Source organism: Novosphingobium sp., from assembly GCF_039595395.1.
Lineage (GTDB): Bacteria > Pseudomonadota > Alphaproteobacteria > Sphingomonadales > Sphingomonadaceae > Novosphingobium.
In genome coordinates this window covers 3,414,661-3,429,985 of sequence record NZ_JBCNLP010000001.1, presented here as the reverse complement: position 1 = coordinate 3,429,985, position 15,325 = coordinate 3,414,661, and the positions used below count along the sequence as shown (strand labels likewise).

General features: G+C 65.1%; 14 protein-coding genes and 1 pseudogene. 13 read left to right on the top strand and 2 right to left on the bottom strand.

What is annotated here, in order from left to right; genetic code table 11:
* Positions 1-118 precede the first annotated feature (118 nt).
* The 6 genes from ABDW49_RS15700 (at position 119) to infB (ending at position 7,319) form a co-directional block, all read left to right on the top strand.
* Positions 119-835, top strand: a complete 717-nt coding sequence (locus ABDW49_RS15700; protein WP_343612947.1) for an AAA family ATPase — start codon at positions 119-121, stop codon at positions 833-835.
* Complete coding sequence (locus tag ABDW49_RS15695; RefSeq protein ID WP_343612945.1) at positions 836-1,285, top strand: hypothetical protein; 450 nt, start codon at positions 836-838, stop codon at positions 1,283-1,285. It abuts the gene before it with no gap.
* A 160-nt stretch (positions 1,286-1,445) separates the two neighbouring features.
* Entirely contained in the window at positions 1,446-2,027 is a 582-nt protein-coding gene (gene rimP / locus ABDW49_RS15690; protein ID WP_343612944.1) for a ribosome maturation protein RimP, read from the top strand.
* A gap of 3 nt (positions 2,028-2,030) precedes the next feature.
* Positions 2,031-3,698, top strand: coding sequence for a transcription termination factor NusA (nusA, locus tag ABDW49_RS15685; protein ID WP_343612942.1), 1,668 nt, complete (start codon positions 2,031-2,033; stop codon positions 3,696-3,698).
* A complete protein-coding gene (locus tag ABDW49_RS15680) occupies positions 3,679-4,629 on the top strand; it encodes a DUF448 domain-containing protein (RefSeq protein WP_343612941.1) in 951 nt (316 codons plus the stop codon). Before nusA ends, ABDW49_RS15680 begins: the two co-directional genes overlap by 20 nt.
* A 17-nt stretch (positions 4,630-4,646) precedes the next feature.
* A complete protein-coding gene (infB, locus tag ABDW49_RS15675) occupies positions 4,647-7,319 on the top strand; it encodes a translation initiation factor IF-2 (protein WP_343612940.1) in 2,673 nt (890 codons plus the stop codon).
* Between the two features lie 248 nt (positions 7,320-7,567).
* Here the strand turns inward: infB and ABDW49_RS15670 are convergent, their stop codons facing one another.
* Positions 7,568-7,945 carry an RcnB family protein gene (locus ABDW49_RS15670; protein WP_343612939.1) on the bottom strand — a complete coding sequence of 126 codons (378 nt, stop codon included), beginning with the start codon at positions 7,943-7,945 and terminating at the stop codon, positions 7,568-7,570.
* A gap of 200 nt (positions 7,946-8,145) precedes the next feature.
* Here ABDW49_RS15670 and rbfA point away from each other — a divergent pair, with 200 nt between their 5' ends.
* The 7 genes and pseudogenes from rbfA to ABDW49_RS15635 all read left to right on the top strand — a co-directional run bounded on the left by rbfA (position 8,146) and on the right by ABDW49_RS15635 (position 13,923).
* The gene (rbfA, locus tag ABDW49_RS15665; protein ID WP_343612938.1) at positions 8,146-8,574 is read left to right on the top strand and encodes a 30S ribosome-binding factor RbfA; all 429 of its coding nucleotides are present in this window, start codon (positions 8,146-8,148) and stop codon (positions 8,572-8,574) included.
* Positions 8,574-9,149, top strand: coding sequence for a thymidine kinase (locus ABDW49_RS15660; RefSeq protein WP_343612937.1), 576 nt, complete (start codon positions 8,574-8,576; stop codon positions 9,147-9,149). The genes rbfA and ABDW49_RS15660 overlap by 1 nt, the downstream gene beginning before the upstream one ends.
* Positions 9,146-9,835, top strand: coding sequence for a site-2 protease family protein (locus ABDW49_RS15655; protein WP_343612936.1), 690 nt, complete (start codon positions 9,146-9,148; stop codon positions 9,833-9,835). The genes ABDW49_RS15660 and ABDW49_RS15655 overlap by 4 nt, the downstream gene beginning before the upstream one ends.
* A gap of 3 nt (positions 9,836-9,838) precedes the next feature.
* Positions 9,839-10,753, top strand: coding sequence for a tRNA pseudouridine(55) synthase TruB (truB, locus tag ABDW49_RS15650; protein ID WP_343612935.1), 915 nt, complete (start codon positions 9,839-9,841; stop codon positions 10,751-10,753).
* Between the two features lie 5 nt (positions 10,754-10,758).
* Entirely contained in the window at positions 10,759-11,028 is a 270-nt protein-coding gene (rpsO, locus tag ABDW49_RS15645) for a 30S ribosomal protein S15 (protein ID WP_068093232.1), read from the top strand.
* 184 nt (positions 11,029-11,212) lie between these two features.
* Positions 11,213-13,511, top strand: a pseudogene (pnp, locus tag ABDW49_RS15640) (polyribonucleotide nucleotidyltransferase).
* A 166-nt stretch (positions 13,512-13,677) separates the two neighbouring features.
* Complete coding sequence (locus ABDW49_RS15635; RefSeq protein ID WP_343612934.1) at positions 13,678-13,923, top strand: hypothetical protein; 246 nt, start codon at positions 13,678-13,680, stop codon at positions 13,921-13,923.
* Positions 13,924-14,106: 183 nt separating this feature from the next.
* On the opposite strand, the gene ABDW49_RS15630 is transcribed toward ABDW49_RS15635, so the two are convergent.
* Complete coding sequence (locus ABDW49_RS15630; protein ID WP_343612933.1) at positions 14,107-15,249, bottom strand: GGDEF domain-containing protein; 1,143 nt, start codon at positions 15,247-15,249, stop codon at positions 14,107-14,109.
* Between the last annotated feature and the right edge of the window lie 76 nt (positions 15,250-15,325).

The following is a 15,325-nucleotide window of genomic DNA, read 5'->3' as shown; positions in this document are numbered from 1 at the left end:
TTTGTCATCGCCGCGTCGCTTTTGGGTGCTTGGGAGGCCGCTTTGTTGCCTGCGGCGCCGGGGGTTGCCTTTCGCGTGATGCGCGGGCACCCCTGCGGGTGACATACAGGAGACGTCGATGGGCAAGGTGATTGCGGTCTACAGCATGAAGGGTGGCGTGGGGAAATCCTCGCTGGCCGTCAATCTGGCCTTCGAGGCGGCCCGGACCGGCAAGGCCCTGCTGTGGGATGTCGATGCTCAGGGGGCCGCCTCCTTCCTGCTGGGGCAGGTCAGCGGCGGGAAGGCGATGAAAATCTTCTCCCGCGATGTCGATCCCGCCGATGTGGTCGAGCAGACGGCCCATGTCGGGCTGGATCTGATCGCGGCGGATCTCTCGCTGAGGCATCTGGATGCCGAACTGGCCGAGGTGGGCCCCAAGCGGTTGCACAAATTGCTGTCGCGTGTGGCCGATGATTATGACTGGGTGGTGCTCGATTGCCCGCCGGGGCTGGGGACGCTGTCGGAGCAGATTTTCCGCGCCGCCGATGTGCTGGTGGTGCCGGTGCTGCCCGCCCCGCTGGCGCTGCGCACCCTTGAGCAGGTGCGCGAACGCCTGACCGAGGCGCGTGGCAAGAAGGCCCCGCCGATGCTGCCCATCCTCTCCATGGTGGATCGCCGCAAGGCGCTGCACCGCGAGATGGTGGACGAACATGGCGGTTGGCCCGCGATCCCTCACGCCAGCGTGGTGGAGAAGATGGGGCTGGAGCGCGCGCCTCTCAGCACCTTCGCGCCGAAAAGCCCGGCGGCCAAGGCGGTGCGTGGCGTGTGGGAGCAGGTGCTGGGGGCTGCGGGGTAAGTGAACTATCCTGAACGCACGCCGCGGCAGCTTGAGCCTTCGTGGTGTGCGGCTGTCGCTGCGATTGCGCTGGGTTGCCTGACTGGCGGCGTGATTGTGGGTGTTGTGCAGGGTGATGGTCGCGAGATCGAGAGCCAGACGCTCTTTGCCATACCGTGGGCGGCGCTGGGGTTGGGTCTGTTTGGTTGGCCGCTGAGTCGCGCGCTGGGGCATTGGTATGCGCGCTCTTGGCTGGCGCTGGCAGCACCCCTGATTGGCGCTTTGGCTGGAGCGATCATGGCATTCCCCATGCTCGACATGATCGGCATGTGTCCGGTGGGCAGAACATGCTGGCGCGGGGAGCTTCCTGCTGCTTTGCAGATCGGCGCTCTCTTCGGCGCCCCCACCGGCTTCTGGTGGTGGTTTTTCTACCGCCGCGTCCTTATTCGCCGCGCTGCATCACAAAACTGACCCCGCCACCCTCTTGCCAATTGCTGCAACCGCGCGTATATGGCCAATCAATCCCGACATCGTGACGCTTTGCCGGGCTGGCGCCGAAAGGGGCCGGCGAGCAAAGCTGTTGCCATGTGGGGCGTTCAAACCATCTCTTGCTGGAGCAACCGGAGCATCCATGGCCGATATCGCACGCATCACCGAGATTATCGAACCCGAGGTCAAGGCTCTGGGATTCGATCTCGTCCGCGTGCGTCTGTTCGGCAAGAGCGAGGTCGGTGATGAGGAGCATACGCTCCAGATCATGGCCGAACGCCCCGAGACCGGGCAGCTCATCATGGACGATTGCGTCACGCTGTCGCACCGCATCTCCGACCGGATCGATGCACTGGAAGAAGCGGGCGAGACGCTGATCCATGAGGCCTATCGCCTCGAGGTTTCCTCGCCCGGCATCGACCGGCCGCTGACGCGTTTGAAGGATTACGCCAATTGGGTGGGGCATGAGGCGCGCATCACGCTGCTCGTCCCCGTCGATGGCAACCGCAAGAGCATCCAGGGCGAACTGGTAGCGCTGGAGGGCGAGGTGATCACGCTCGACGAGAAGAAGTCGGGCAAGGTGACCTTCCCCTTCGCGGATGTAGACTTTGCCAAGCTGGTCTTCACCGACAAGCTGCTGGCGGCCACCAAGCCGATCGACATGGGCGACGCCGACGACATCGACGACGCCGAAGACGCTGATAACGAAGCACAGGAAGACTAAGCCATGGCCAGTGCGATTTCCGCCAACCGCGCCGAACTGCTTGCGATTGCCACCGCCGTCGCCACCGAGAAGATGATCGACAAGTCGATCGTCATCGAGGCGATGGAAGAAGCCATCCAGAAGTCCGCCCGCAACCGCTATGGCGCCGAGAATGACATTCGCGCCAAGCTCGATCCGCGCACCGGCGATCTGCGTCTGTGGCGCGTCGTCGAGGTGGTCGAGGTGGTCGAGGATTACTTCAAGCAGGTCGACCTCAAGCAGGCCGAAAAGCTGCAGAAGGGCGCCGCTGTCGGCGACTTCATCGTCGATCCGCTGCCCCCGGTGGACCTTGGCCGCATCGACGCGCAGAGCGCCAAGCAGGTCATCTTCCAGAAGGTGCGCGACGCCGAGCGTGACCGCCAGTATGCCGAGTTCAAGGACCGCGCCGGCGAAGTCGTGACGGGCGTGATCAAGTCGGTCGAGTTCGGCCATGTGATCGTCAACCTCGGCCGCGCCGAGGGTGTGATCCGCCGCGACCAGCAGATCCCGCGCGAAGCCGTCCGCGTCGGTGAGCGTGTCCGCGCGCTGATCTCCAAGGTCGAGCGCCAGAACCGTGGCCCGCAGATCTTTCTCTCGCGCGCCCATCCCGAGTTCATGAAGAAGCTCTTCGCGCAGGAAGTGCCCGAAATCTACGATGCCATCATCGAGATCAAGGCCGCTGCCCGCGATCCGGGTTCGCGCGCCAAGATCGGCGTGATCAGCCGCGACAGCAGCATCGATCCGGTCGGCGCCTGCGTCGGCATGAAGGGCAGCCGCGTGCAGGCCGTCGTGCAGGAGCTGCAGGGCGAAAAGATCGACATCATCCCCTGGAGCGAGGACACCGCGACTTTCGTGGTCAACGCCCTCCAGCCCGCCACCGTCAGCCGCGTGGTGATCGATGAGGAAGAAGGCCGCATCGAGGTGGTGGTGCCCGACGATCAGCTGTCGCTGGCCATTGGCCGTCGCGGTCAGAACGTGCGTCTGGCCAGCCAGCTCACCGGTCGCCAGATCGACATCATGACCGAGGCCGAGGCGAGCGAGAAGCGCCAGAAGGAATTCGCCGAGAAGTCCAAGATGTTCGAGGAAGAGCTCGACGTCGACGAGACGCTCTCGCAGTTGCTGGTGGCCGAAGGCTTCAGCGAGCTGGAAGAGGTCGCCTACATCGAGCTGGCCGAACTGGCCACGATCGAGGGCTTCGACGAGGAGTTGGCCGAGGAACTCCAGAACCGTGCGAACGAAGCGCTGGAGCGCCGCGAGGAAGCTGCCCGCGAGTTGCGCCGCGAACTGGGCGTCGAGGATGCTCTGGCCGAGCTGCCGCATCTGACCGAGGCCATGCTGGTCACGCTGGGCAAGGCGGGGATCAAGACGCTCGACGATCTGGCGGATCTCGCCACCGACGAGCTGATCGCCAAGAAGCGCGGCGTCGAACAGCGCCGCCGCAACAAGGATGGCGACCGTCCCGAGCGCAACGACCGCCGCGACCGTGGCGAGAAGGCCGAAAGCAATGCCGGTGGCGTTCTGGGCGAATATGGCCTGAACGAAGAGCAGGGCAACGAGATCATCATGGCTGCCCGCGCCCACTGGTTCGACGACGAACCGGCTGGCGAAGGCCCCGCAAGCGAGGAGGCCGCCGATGCGGACACCTCGCAATGATCGCCTGAGCGACAAGGATGACGCAACGCAGACCGGGCGCGACAAGACGCCCGGCCGCGATGCCAAATCTGGGAAGCGCCAGACGCTTCGCGACACGCAGCGCAAAGAGGCTGACGGGGCGACAGGCCCCGAACGCCGTTGCATCCTCTCGGGTGAGCATGATGCACGCGATGGGCTGATCCGTCTGGCGATTTCGCCCGATGGTCTGGTCCTTCCCGATGTTCTGGCGCGTGCGCCGGGGCGGGGGGCGTGGATCGGCGTCACGCGCGGCGAGCTTGAAACCGCCATCGCCAAGGGCAAGCTGAAAGGCGCGCTGGCGCGGGCCTTCAAGGGCGCGGCTTTGTCGATCCCCGAGGACCTGCCTGCGATGATCGAGACCGCGCTGATCCGCGCCGTCACCGACCGTCTGGGGCTGGAGATGCGCAGCGGCAAGCTGCTCACCGGGTCTGACAGGATCGCCGAACATGCGCGTGGCGGCATGGTGACATGGCTCGCCCATGCCGCCGATGCCGCGCCCGATGGCAGCCGCAAGCTGGACCAGGCCTGGCGCGTGGGCCGCGAGGCGGAGGGCAGCGGTTTGACCGGCGTCACCTTACCTCTGGACCGGGCGGCCCTGTCTGTGGCATTGGGCCGCGAAAATGTCGTCCATCTGGCGTTGACGGAGTCGTCCGCAGCCAAACGGCTGGACGTACCGCTTGCGCGACTACTCCATTTCCTGAGCCGACCAGACGATGTCGGCCCGCCGGGTAACCCCGACGGCAACAAGCCGGGTTCGCCCGGCGACGGCGATCCGGATGATCCGGATGCCGGGTCGGGTGACACCGGCCAGATTGACGAACCGGGACCGTCCGGGGCTGTTGGTCACGAAGAAGAAGGTCATGCGCCGGGTGAAACCCAGCGTTCGGCCATGACCACGACGATACAAGACTGAAGGGCTGTTTGACGATTATGAGCGACACCGACAACAAACCGACACTGGGCCGCAAGCCGCTGGGGCTGAAGCACTCGGTGGAAGCGGGCGAAGTCAAGCAGACCTTCAGCCATGGCCGCACCAACAAGGTGGTGGTCGAGGTGAAGCGCCGCAAGGTGCTGGGCGGCCGCCCCGATGGCGGCACTCAGCATGTTGAGGCCGCGCCTGCCGCCCCGGCACCCGCTGCTGCTGCTCCGGCCCCCGCGCCTGCCGCCGCCGCGCCCGCTCCGGCGCCTGCCGCGCCGCGTCCGGCTGCGCCCGCGCCTCAGGCCCAGCGCCCGGCGCCCGCGCCCGCCCGTCCGGCTCCGCGTCCCATTCCCAGCAATGAGACCCGCCAGGAAATGCAGGCCCGTCTGCTGCGTGAGGCTGAGGAAGCCCGCATGCAGATGATGGAGGCCCAGAGCCGCCGCGAGCAGGAAGAGCGCCAGCGCGCCATGGAAGAAGAGCAGCGCGCCAGGGCCGCTGCCGAAGCGGCCCGCGCCGCCGAGGCCGCCAAGCCCGAGCCCGTTGCCGCTCCCGAGCCGGTGAAGGCCGCCGAGCCCGTCGCTGCCGCCCCCGCTCCGGTGGAGGTCAAGCCGGCTCCGGCGCAGGAAGCGCCTGCCGCCGCTCCGCCCGCCCGCGCGGAGGCTTCGGCCGCCGCGCCCGCGCCGCGTCGCTTCACGCCGGTGGTTTCGGCTCCGGTGCGCCGCCCCGAGGCCACGCCCGCCAAGAAGCCCGCCACCCCCGCGCGTGATCGCAAGGGTGCCGACGAGCGTCGCGGCGGCAAGCTGACCGTGACCCGCGCTCTGAACGAGGATGAGGGCGCCCGCGCCCGCAGCCTCGCCGCGCTCAAGCGTGCGCGCGAGAAGGAGCGCCGCGCTCACTTCTCGGGCCAGAGCCAGCCGCGCGAGAAGCAGGTCCGCGACGTGGTGGTGCCCGAGGCGATCACCGTGCAGGAACTGGCCAACCGTATGGCCGAAAAGGCCGCCGATCTGGTCAAGGCGCTGTTCAAGATGGGCGTGATGGTCACGCTGAACCACACCATCGATCAGGACACCGCCGAGCTGCTGGTCGAGGAATTCGGCCACAACATCCAGCGCGTGTCCGAGAACGACGTTGACATCGACGTGGCCGCCGACGTGGATGCCGAGGAAACGCTCAAGCCGCGTGCCCCGGTCGTCACCATCATGGGCCATGTCGACCACGGCAAGACCAGCCTGCTTGACGCGCTGCGCGGCACCGATGTGGTGCGCGGCGAGGCCGGCGGCATCACGCAGCATATCGGCGCCTATCAGATCAAGACGAAGAGCGGTGATCTGATCACCTTCCTCGACACGCCGGGCCACGAGGCTTTCACCGACATGCGTATGCGCGGTGCGAACGTCACCGACATCGTGGTGCTGGTGGTGGCCGCCGACGACGGCATCATGCCGCAGACCATCGAGGCGATCCGCCACACCCGCGCGGCGGGCGTGCCGATGATCGTGGCGATCACCAAGAGCGACAAGCCCGAGGCCAATCCGCAGCGCATCCGTGAGCGTCTGCTCGAACACGAGGTCGTGGTCGAGGAGATGTCGGGTGACGTGCAGGATGTGGAAGTCTCCTCCAAGACCGGCGCGGGCCTGCCCGAGCTGATCGAGAAGATCCTGCTTCAGGCCGAACTGCTCGAACTGCGCGCCAACCCCGATCGTGCCGGTGAAGCCACCGTGATCGAGGCCAAGCTCGACAAGGGCAAGGGCCCGCTGGCCACCGTGCTGATCACGCGCGGTACTCTGAAGGTCGGTGACATTCTGGTGGTGGGCACCCAGTCGGGCCGCGTTCGCGCCATGCTCGACGACAAGGGCCGCCAGTTGAAGGCCGCTCCGCCCGCTCTGCCGGTCGAGGTGCTGGGTCTGGGCGGCGTGCCCATGGCCGGTGACACGCTGACCGTCGTGGACAGCGAAGCCCGCGCGCGTGAGGTTGCCGCCTTCCGTCAGGAGCAGGCCACCGCCAAGCGCACCACCACCGCGCCCGCCAGCCTGGAGAACATGTTCTCCGCGCTCAAGGCCAAGGAAGCGGTCATCGAATATCCTGTCGTGGTGAAGGCCGACGTGCAGGGTTCGGTCGAAGCCATCGTCAACGCGCTGACCCGTCTGTCGAACGACGAGATCAAGCTGCGCGTGCTGGCGAGCGGCGTGGGCGCCATCACCGAGAGCGACGTCAATCTGGCGGCGGCCTCGAATGCGCCGATCATCGGCTTCAACGTCCGTCCGAATGCCAAGGCGCGCGAGATCGTCGACCGCTTCAAGGTGCGGATGAAGTATTTCGACGTGATCTATCACCTGACCGACGACATCTCGAAGGAGATGGCGGGCGTCTGGGGTCCGGAGCGCATCGAAACCGTTGTCGGCCGCGCCGAGGTCAAGGATGTGTTCCCCGCGGGCAAGCACAACAAGGCCGCCGGTCTGCTGGTGGTCGAGGGCTACATCCGCAAGGGTCTGCATACCCGCCTGACGCGCAACGACGTCATCGTGTCGAAGACGGTCGTGGCCTCGCTGCGCCGCTTCAAGGACGATGTCGCCGAAGTGCGCGTGGGTCTGGAATGCGGCGTGGTGCTGGAAGGTACCAACGACGTGAAGTCGGGCGATATCCTGGAAACCTTCGAGGTCGAGATGCGCGAGCGCACGCTCTAAGCCTTGTCTGGGCAATGCGCTCTCGCGCATTGCCCAGAGCGGCACCAGCCCGCTCCCCCGCCCGGCCACCCAGAGGATACCGCCGTAGGGTATCCGGGCGGGGGAGCGGGCTGGTGCCGTAAAATCCGGCTCTCTCGCCGGATTTTCAAACAAAACCGCACAAACGAAAAGGGCGGCCCGCAAAGGCCGCCCTTTTGCTTTCAGGAGATGCCGGGCGAAATCGGTGGCCCGCCCGGCATGTCTCTCCCTTAGAAGTTGCCCGCGATCACGCTGGCGATCACGCCGCTGGTGATGCCGATGAGCAGGGCGTCATTGCCGTTGCGCACCCAGCGATAGCCGCGCGGGGGAGGGCGCAGGCGGCCGTTGTAGCGGCGGTAGTCGATCTCGCCATAGTTCCAGGCGCGACCACGGTCGAAACGATCGCCCTTGCGGAACTGGTGCCAGCCGTTGGGCGGGCCGCCGGGGCCACCGCGATTCGGGCCAAAGCCGCCGGGGCCGCCGGGGCCACGGTGGTCGCCACGGTCGGGGCCGCGATGATCGTCGTGGCGGTCACGGCCGGGCTGGGCCATGGCCATGGCGGGCGTCAACAGAGCGGCCAGCACGATGGCGCTGATGGTCTTGCGCATGGATTCAATCCTTTCGGTATCCGGTTCGGGTGATGCGGCTATGCCGCGCCCCCCGTGAGACTTATCTGAACGACAGGCTCAGATTCAAGAAAGCATTGCAAATAGTGTTGTTCCCGGCGCAAGGCGGGAACAATTCAGCTTTATCGCATTTCTAGCCGCTCACTCTTTGCGCGGTGACCGGCGATCCCCATATGGACACCATGGCCAAGATCACACCCACCACCCCCGAAGCCCGCTCCGTTCGCCTGCTCAAGGTGGGCGAACAGGTGCGCCATGTCATTTCCGATCTGCTGGCGCGCCAGGAGGTGCATGACGATGTGCTGACCGCGCGCACCGTTTCGGTGACCGAAGTGCGCATGAGCCCCGATCTGCGCCACGCCGCCGTTTTCGTGAAGCCGCTGCTGGGCGAAGAGGAAGAGATCGTGCTGAAAGCCTTGCGCACCAACACGGCCTTTTTCCAGAAGGCCGTGGCGGGCAAGCTGAAGCTGAAATATGCCGCGCGCATCAAGTTTCTGGCCGACGAAAGCTTTGACGAGGCCAGCCGCATCGAGGCGCTGCTGGCCGATCCGCGCGTGCGTCGCGATGTGGCGGGCGGGGAGGAAGACGGTGAGGAGGGCGGGGCCGACTGATGGCCAAGCTCTATTTCTACTACGCCAGCATGAATGCGGGAAAATCGACCACGCTGCTTCAGGCCGATTTCAACTACCGCGAGCGCGGCATGACCACCATGTTGTGGACGGCTGCTGTCGATGACCGGGGCGGCGAGCATGCGATCGAGAGCCGGATCGGCCTGCATGCCCAGGCGCATCGTTTTACGCCCGAGACCGATATGTATGCTGCCATCGCGCCGCTGCATGGCGCGGGGCCGGTGGCCTGTGTGCTGGTGGATGAGGCGCAGTTCCTCACCGCAGCTCAGGTCTGGCAGTTGGCGCGTCTGGCCGATGAGGCCAATGTGCCGGTGCTGTGCTATGGCCTGCGCACCGATTTCCGGGGTGGGCTGTTCCCCGGCTCGGCGGTGCTGCTGGGCATTGCTGATTCGCTGATCGAGCTGAAGGCCGTCTGCCATTGCGGGCGCAAGGCGATCATGAATCTGCGTGTCGACGAGACGGGCAGGGCGGTGATCGACGGCGCGCAGACCGAAATCGGCGGCAATGACCGTTATGTGGCCCTGTGCCGCAAGCATTTCAGCGAGGCGCGGGCATGAGTGGCGCTCTGATCCATCAGATCGTGATGCTGGCGCTGCCGCTGATCTTTGCCATCGTCTTTCACGAGGTGGCCCATGGCTGGGCGGCGCGCGCTTTGGGTGACCCGACAGCGCGGGATGCGAAACGGCTGACACTCAATCCGCTGCGCCATGTCGATCCGGTGGGGACGGTGGTCCTGCCGGGGCTGCTGGCTTTGGCGCATCTGCCGGTGTTCGGTTGGGCCAAGCCGGTGCCGGTCAACCAATGGCGCATGCGCAATCCACGTGTCGGCATGATGCTGGTCGCGGCGGCGGGGCCGGCGTCGAACATCGTGATGGCTCTGATCGCGGCGCTGGTGCTGGGGCCGATCGGGGCGATGCCCCTGGGGCCGGACACGCGCTGGTTGGTGAGCGTGGTCGAGCTGCTGGCCACCTTTATCCAGATCAACCTGTTTCTGGCGATCTTCAACCTGCTGCCGATCCCGCCTTTCGATGGCTCGCATATCGTCGAGGGGTTGCTGCCTGTGCCTGCCGCCCAGCTTTATGGGCGGTTTCGTCGCCTTGGCTTCGGGTTGGTGCTGGTTCTGCTGGTGTTGCTGCCTCAGGTGGTGCCCGGTTTCGACCCCATCGGACGCTTTGTCGGGCCGCCGTTCGAATGGCTCTATGGCCATGTGATGCAGGTCGCGCACTGGACGGGGAGGTTCTAGGTCATGGTCAATGGCTGGATCATCCTCGACAAGCCGCTGGAGCTCGGCAGCACGCAGGCCGTCAGCGCGGTGAAGCGCAATCTGCGGCAGGCGGGCTTCAACATGAAGCTGAAGGGCGGGATCAAGGTGGGCCATGGCGGCACGCTCGATCCGCTGGCCAGCGGCCTGCTGCCCATCGCTCTGGGCGAGGCCACCAAGCTCACCGGGCGGATGCTCGATGCCAGCAAGGTCTACAGCTTCACCGTCAAATTCGGCGCGGAAACCTCCACGCTGGATCTGGAGGGCGAGGTGATCGCCACCAGCGAGAAAATCCCCGAAGCTGCCGAGGTGGCGCAGGTGTTGCCGCTCTTCACCGGCCCCATCGAGCAGGTGCCGCCGATCTACAGCGCGCTCAAGGTCGATGGCGCCCGCGCCTATGATCTGGCGCGCAAGGGTGTTGAGGTGGAATTGGCCTCGCGCAAGGTCACCATCCATAGCCTCGATCTGGTCGATGGGGGCGAGGGGAGCGTCACCTTGCGTGCCAATGTCTCCAAGGGCACCTACATCCGCAGCCTGGCGCGCGACATCGCTCTGGCGCTGGGATCGCGGGGCCATGTCACCATGCTGAGGCGCGAGAGCGCCGGGCCCTTCACCCTGAAACAGGCGATTTCGCTGGACAGATTGAACAAAATCGGCCAAGGGGCGCCGCTTGAACAGGTACTTCTGCCGCTGGAGGCGGGGCTGGTCGACATCCCGGCCCTCTCCCTCACGTCCACAGAGGCAGGGGCGATCCGCCAGGGTCGCGTTCTGATTGGACAGCCCCATCCCGACGGGCTTTTCTGTGCGTATCACGGCCCTGTGCCGGTGGCGCTGGTGGAGCTTGAAGGGGGTGCGATGAAAGTCGTGCGGGGGTTCAACCTTCCCGATGTCGCGGAGTAGAGAAAATGTCGGTTTCGCCCGAACTGAAGCAGGAAATCATTCAGGACAACGCCCGCGCCGCGAACGACACCGGTTCGCCCGAGGTGCAGGTCGCCATCCTGACCAGCCGCATCAAGACCCTGACCGAGCACTTCAAGGCCCACCACAAGGATAACCATTCGCGTCGTGGCCTGCTCATGATGGTGAACAAGCGTCGCACCCTGCTCGCCTACCTGAAGAAGAAGGATGTGGAGCGTTACAATGCTCTCATCGCCAAGCTGGGCCTGCGTAAGTAAGGTTCGATTGGAAGCGCCCCCTTCGCGGGGCGCTTTTCATATGTGAGTTTCAAAAATACGGGCATGTCCGCAATCCGGCGGGCGGCTCTGGGGCCCGAACAAAGCCCCGCACCGGACCGGGACGGCACCCCCGGCTTAGCAACCCCGCGCAGGCAATAGGGCCGTGCGGGGCGAAGGAAAAAGAATGTTCGACGTGAAAACCGTATCGCTGGAGTGGGGCGGAAAGACCCTCACCCTCGAAACCGGCCGTGTGGCCCGTCAGGCCAATGGCGCCGTGCTGGCCACCTTATGGCGAGACCGTGGTGCTCTGCGCCGTGACCGCCGCCAAGTCGGTGAAGGAAGGGCAGGACTTCTTCCCGCTCACCGTTCACTATCAGGAAAAGTTCTCGGCTGCCGGTCGTATTCCGGGTGGCTTCTTCAAGCGCGAGCGCGGCGCGACGGAAAAGGAAACGCTGGTTTCCCGCCTGATCGACCGTCCGGTCCGCCCGCTGTTCCCCGAAGGTTTCTACAACGAGATCAACGTCATCGCTCAGGTGCTGAGCTATGACGGCGAGAGCGAGCCCGATATCGTCGCGATGATCGCGGCCTCGGCTGCGCTGACCATCTCGGGTCTGCCCTTCATGGGCCCGATCGGCGCTGCCCGCGTCGGCTACAAGGATGGCGAGTACAGCCTCAACCCGTCGATGTCGCAGGTTGCCGAAGGCGAGCTGGATCTGGTCGTCGCCGCCACCGGCAATGCCGTGATGATGGTGGAATCGGAAGCCAAGGAGCTTTCGGAAGAGACCATGCTGGGCGCCGTGCAGTTCGCGCATGCCGAGATCCGCAAGGTCATCAACGGCATCATCGATCTGGCCGAGAAGGCCGCCAAGGAGCCTTGGGAAGTCAAGTCGCAGGACGGCAACGCCGCCCTGAAGGCCGAGATCAAGAAGCTGATCGGCAAGGACATCACCGCGGCCTACAAGCTGACCGACAAGTCGGCCCGCTCGAACGCGCTGAACGCCCTGCGTGACAAGGTGAAGGCCAAGTACGCCGAAGCCGATGGCCAGACGATCATGACCGCGATCAAGCTGACCAAGAAGCTGGAAGCCGAAATCGTGCGCGGCGCCATCCTGAAGGACGGCATGCGCATCGACGGCCGCACCACCACCCAGATCCGTCCCATCGAATCGATGGTCGGTTTCCTGCCCCGCACCCATGGTTCGGCGCTGTTCACGCGTGGCGAGACGCAGTCGATCTGCACCACCACGCTGGGCACCAAGGACGCCGAGCAGATGATCGACGGCCTCGACGGCCTGTCGTATTCGAACTTCATGCTGCACTACAACTTCCCCCCCTATTCGGTGGGTGAAGTGGGTCGCTTCGGCGCTCCGGGTCGTCGTGAAGTCGGCCATGGCAAGCTGGCCTGGCGTGCGCTGCACCCCGTGCTGCCTTCGAAGGAAGACTTCCCCTACACGATCCGCGTTCTCTCGGACATCACCGAGTCGAACGGTTCCTCCTCGATGGCCACCGTCTGCGGCGGTTCGCTCTCGATGATGGACGCCGGCGTGCCGCTGGTGCGCCCCGTGTCGGGCATCGCCATGGGTCTGATCCTGGAAGGCAAGGACTTCACCGTGCTGTCCGACATTCTGGGTGACGAAGATCACCTGGGTGACATGGACTTCAAGGTGGCCGGCACGTCCGAGGGCATCACCACGATGCAGATGGACATCAAGGTGGCCGGTATCACCGAAGCCATCATGAAGCAGGCGCTGGACCAGGCCAAGGAAGGCCGCGCGCACATCCTGGGCGAGATGCTCAAGGCTCTGGGCGAAGCCCGCACCGAGCTGTCGGCCCACGCCCCGCGCATCGAGACCATCAGCATCGACAAGTCGAAGATCCGTGACGTGATCGGCACCGGCGGCAAGGTGATCCGCGAGATCGTCGCGCAGACCGGCGCCAAGGTCGACATCGACGATGAGGGCATCATCAAGATTTCTTCGTCGGACGTGGCGCAGATCGAGGCCGCCAAGGTCTGGATCCTGGGCATCGTCGAGGAAGCCGAAGTCGGCAAGATCTACAAGGGCAAGGTTGTCAACATCGTCGACTTCGGCGCTTTCGTGAACTTCATGGGCGGCAAGGACGGTCTCGTCCACGTGTCGGAAATGAAGAACGAGCGCGTCGAAAAGCCCACCGACGTCGTGAAGGAAGGTCAGGAGGTCTTCGTGAAGGTCCTCGAGATCGACCAGCGCGGCAAGGTGCGCCTGTCGATGCGCGTCGTCGATCAGGAGACCGGTGGCGAGCTGGAGGACACCCGTCCCGCTCGCGAGCCCCGCGAACCGCGCGGCGACCGTCCTGACCGTGGCGATCGCGGCGACCGCCGTGGTCCGCGCGGCGGCGGCGACCGTGGCCGTGGTGGCGATCGTGGCCCGCGCCGCGAAGGCCGTGGCGACCGCGAGGGCGGCAACCCCGATCACATGCCGGCTTTCCTGAAGTCGGACGACTGATCGGCGTTACAGCGCTGAGCTAAAAAGGGGCTCGCCGGTTCGTCCGGCGGGCCCTTTTTGCTTGTCTGCTGCTTGATCAGAATTTACGTGCCGGGGCGGTCTATAAAATATATATAAAGACCGCCGGACGCACCGCTGTCTCACGCCTCCGGCGATGGAGAGTTCGATGGGTATCAAGGATTTCCTGGAAGAGGCCGCTGGTGCTTTCGCTGCCGACAAGGCGCTGGAAGCTGTTGATCCCGATGCCGGAATTCTGGCCAAGGGTGCTGCCGCGATCGCCGGTTTCGAGGGCGTGAAAGCGGTGAAGGAGCATTTCGACAATGAGGAAGCGCAGCCCGAAACCGATCAGGCGAGCAGCGATGATTCCTGGACCGATCAGTCCGCCAATGACGATGATTCGCAGAACAGCTAAGATCTGAGGCGCCCGGCGCCCAAGACCGAGAATGCCGGCCAGCCCTTCTGAAGGGACAGGCCGGCATTTTCGTTCAGAGCATCATGCGTGATGTAAGAATCACGCATGATGCTCCGGGTTTTTGTTGTCGCATCGTTGTCGCGAAAAAACCGGTTCCCACTTTTTCGCACGATGCTCTAAAATTCAGCCCAGCATGGTCTTGTCGGCGACGACGACCTTGTTGCGGCCCGATTCCTTGGCCTTGTAGAGCGCCTTGTCGGCGGCGCGCAGCGATTCGCGCGGATCTTCGGAGCCGAAGACATCGGCGATCCCCGCCGAAAAGGTCACCTGTCCGAACGGCGTTTCGGTGGCGCGGTTGACCAGCTTGCGCTCCGCCATGCGGTGGCGCGTGTCGTCCAGCATCTCCCAGGCCTCATGCAGCGAGCGGCCGCGCAGCAGCACCACGAACTCCTCGCCGCCGTGGCGGGCCACATGGCAGCGGTCGTCCGACATGCGGGCCAGCGTTTCGGCCACCACCTTCAGCACACGGTCGCCCGCGTCATGGCCATGGGTGTCGTTGATGCGCTTGAAGAAGTCGATGTCGCAGAAGGCGACGCACAGATGCTCGCCGCGCGCCTTGGCCGAGGCATATTCGGCGTCGAAGCGGGCCTCGAAGGCGCGGCGGTTGGGCAGGCCGGTCAGGTGATCGTGATCGGCGTTGCGGCGCGCCTGTTCCAGATTGTTGCGCAGCACGCGGGTCTGCTCGGCGCTGCGGGCCATATCCTCTTCGAGGCTGCGCGTGCGGTCGAGCATGGCGCGGGCCAGGTCGAGCAGCTCATCCACGCCGATCTGCCCGTCGGGGGCCTGATCCAGATCGTGGACATGGGCGGCCAGCGCCTCATTGTAGTGATTGGTGGCGCTTGAGGCTTCGCTGGTGACCTTGCCGAAATCCTCGATGTCGGTTTCCAGCCGCTTCATCAGGCGATGCATCGCCTCATTCTGGTTGTGGCCGGGATCTGCGGCGGCCTTGCGCAGCCAGGGCAGGGTGACCGGCTCGCTCGCCTGGATCTGCTCGTCGATGGCGCGGGTGACGCGGCGGTTGCCGCCCACCAGATAATCATGCGCCACCGAGAGGGTGAAGCCGCTGACCTCCAGATCATGCACCTGCAGGAAATTGGCGATATCATCCAGCAATTGCTGCCGGGCGATCTGATGTGGCGTGGTGGGCACGAAGGGCGTGCCAGAGGCATCCACATCATGGTTAACATCGCTGGGCCCGGCAAAGCCGAACCAGTCCAGCAGGCCCTTGGCGGGGCGGCGCGGCAGGGAGGAATCTTGGTCGCTCATGACAGCAGAACAGTAGCAGGGGATGGTTTTTAAGGTGTTAATGGCTGCGGTATCATTAGACCTTAAGCCCCATCCG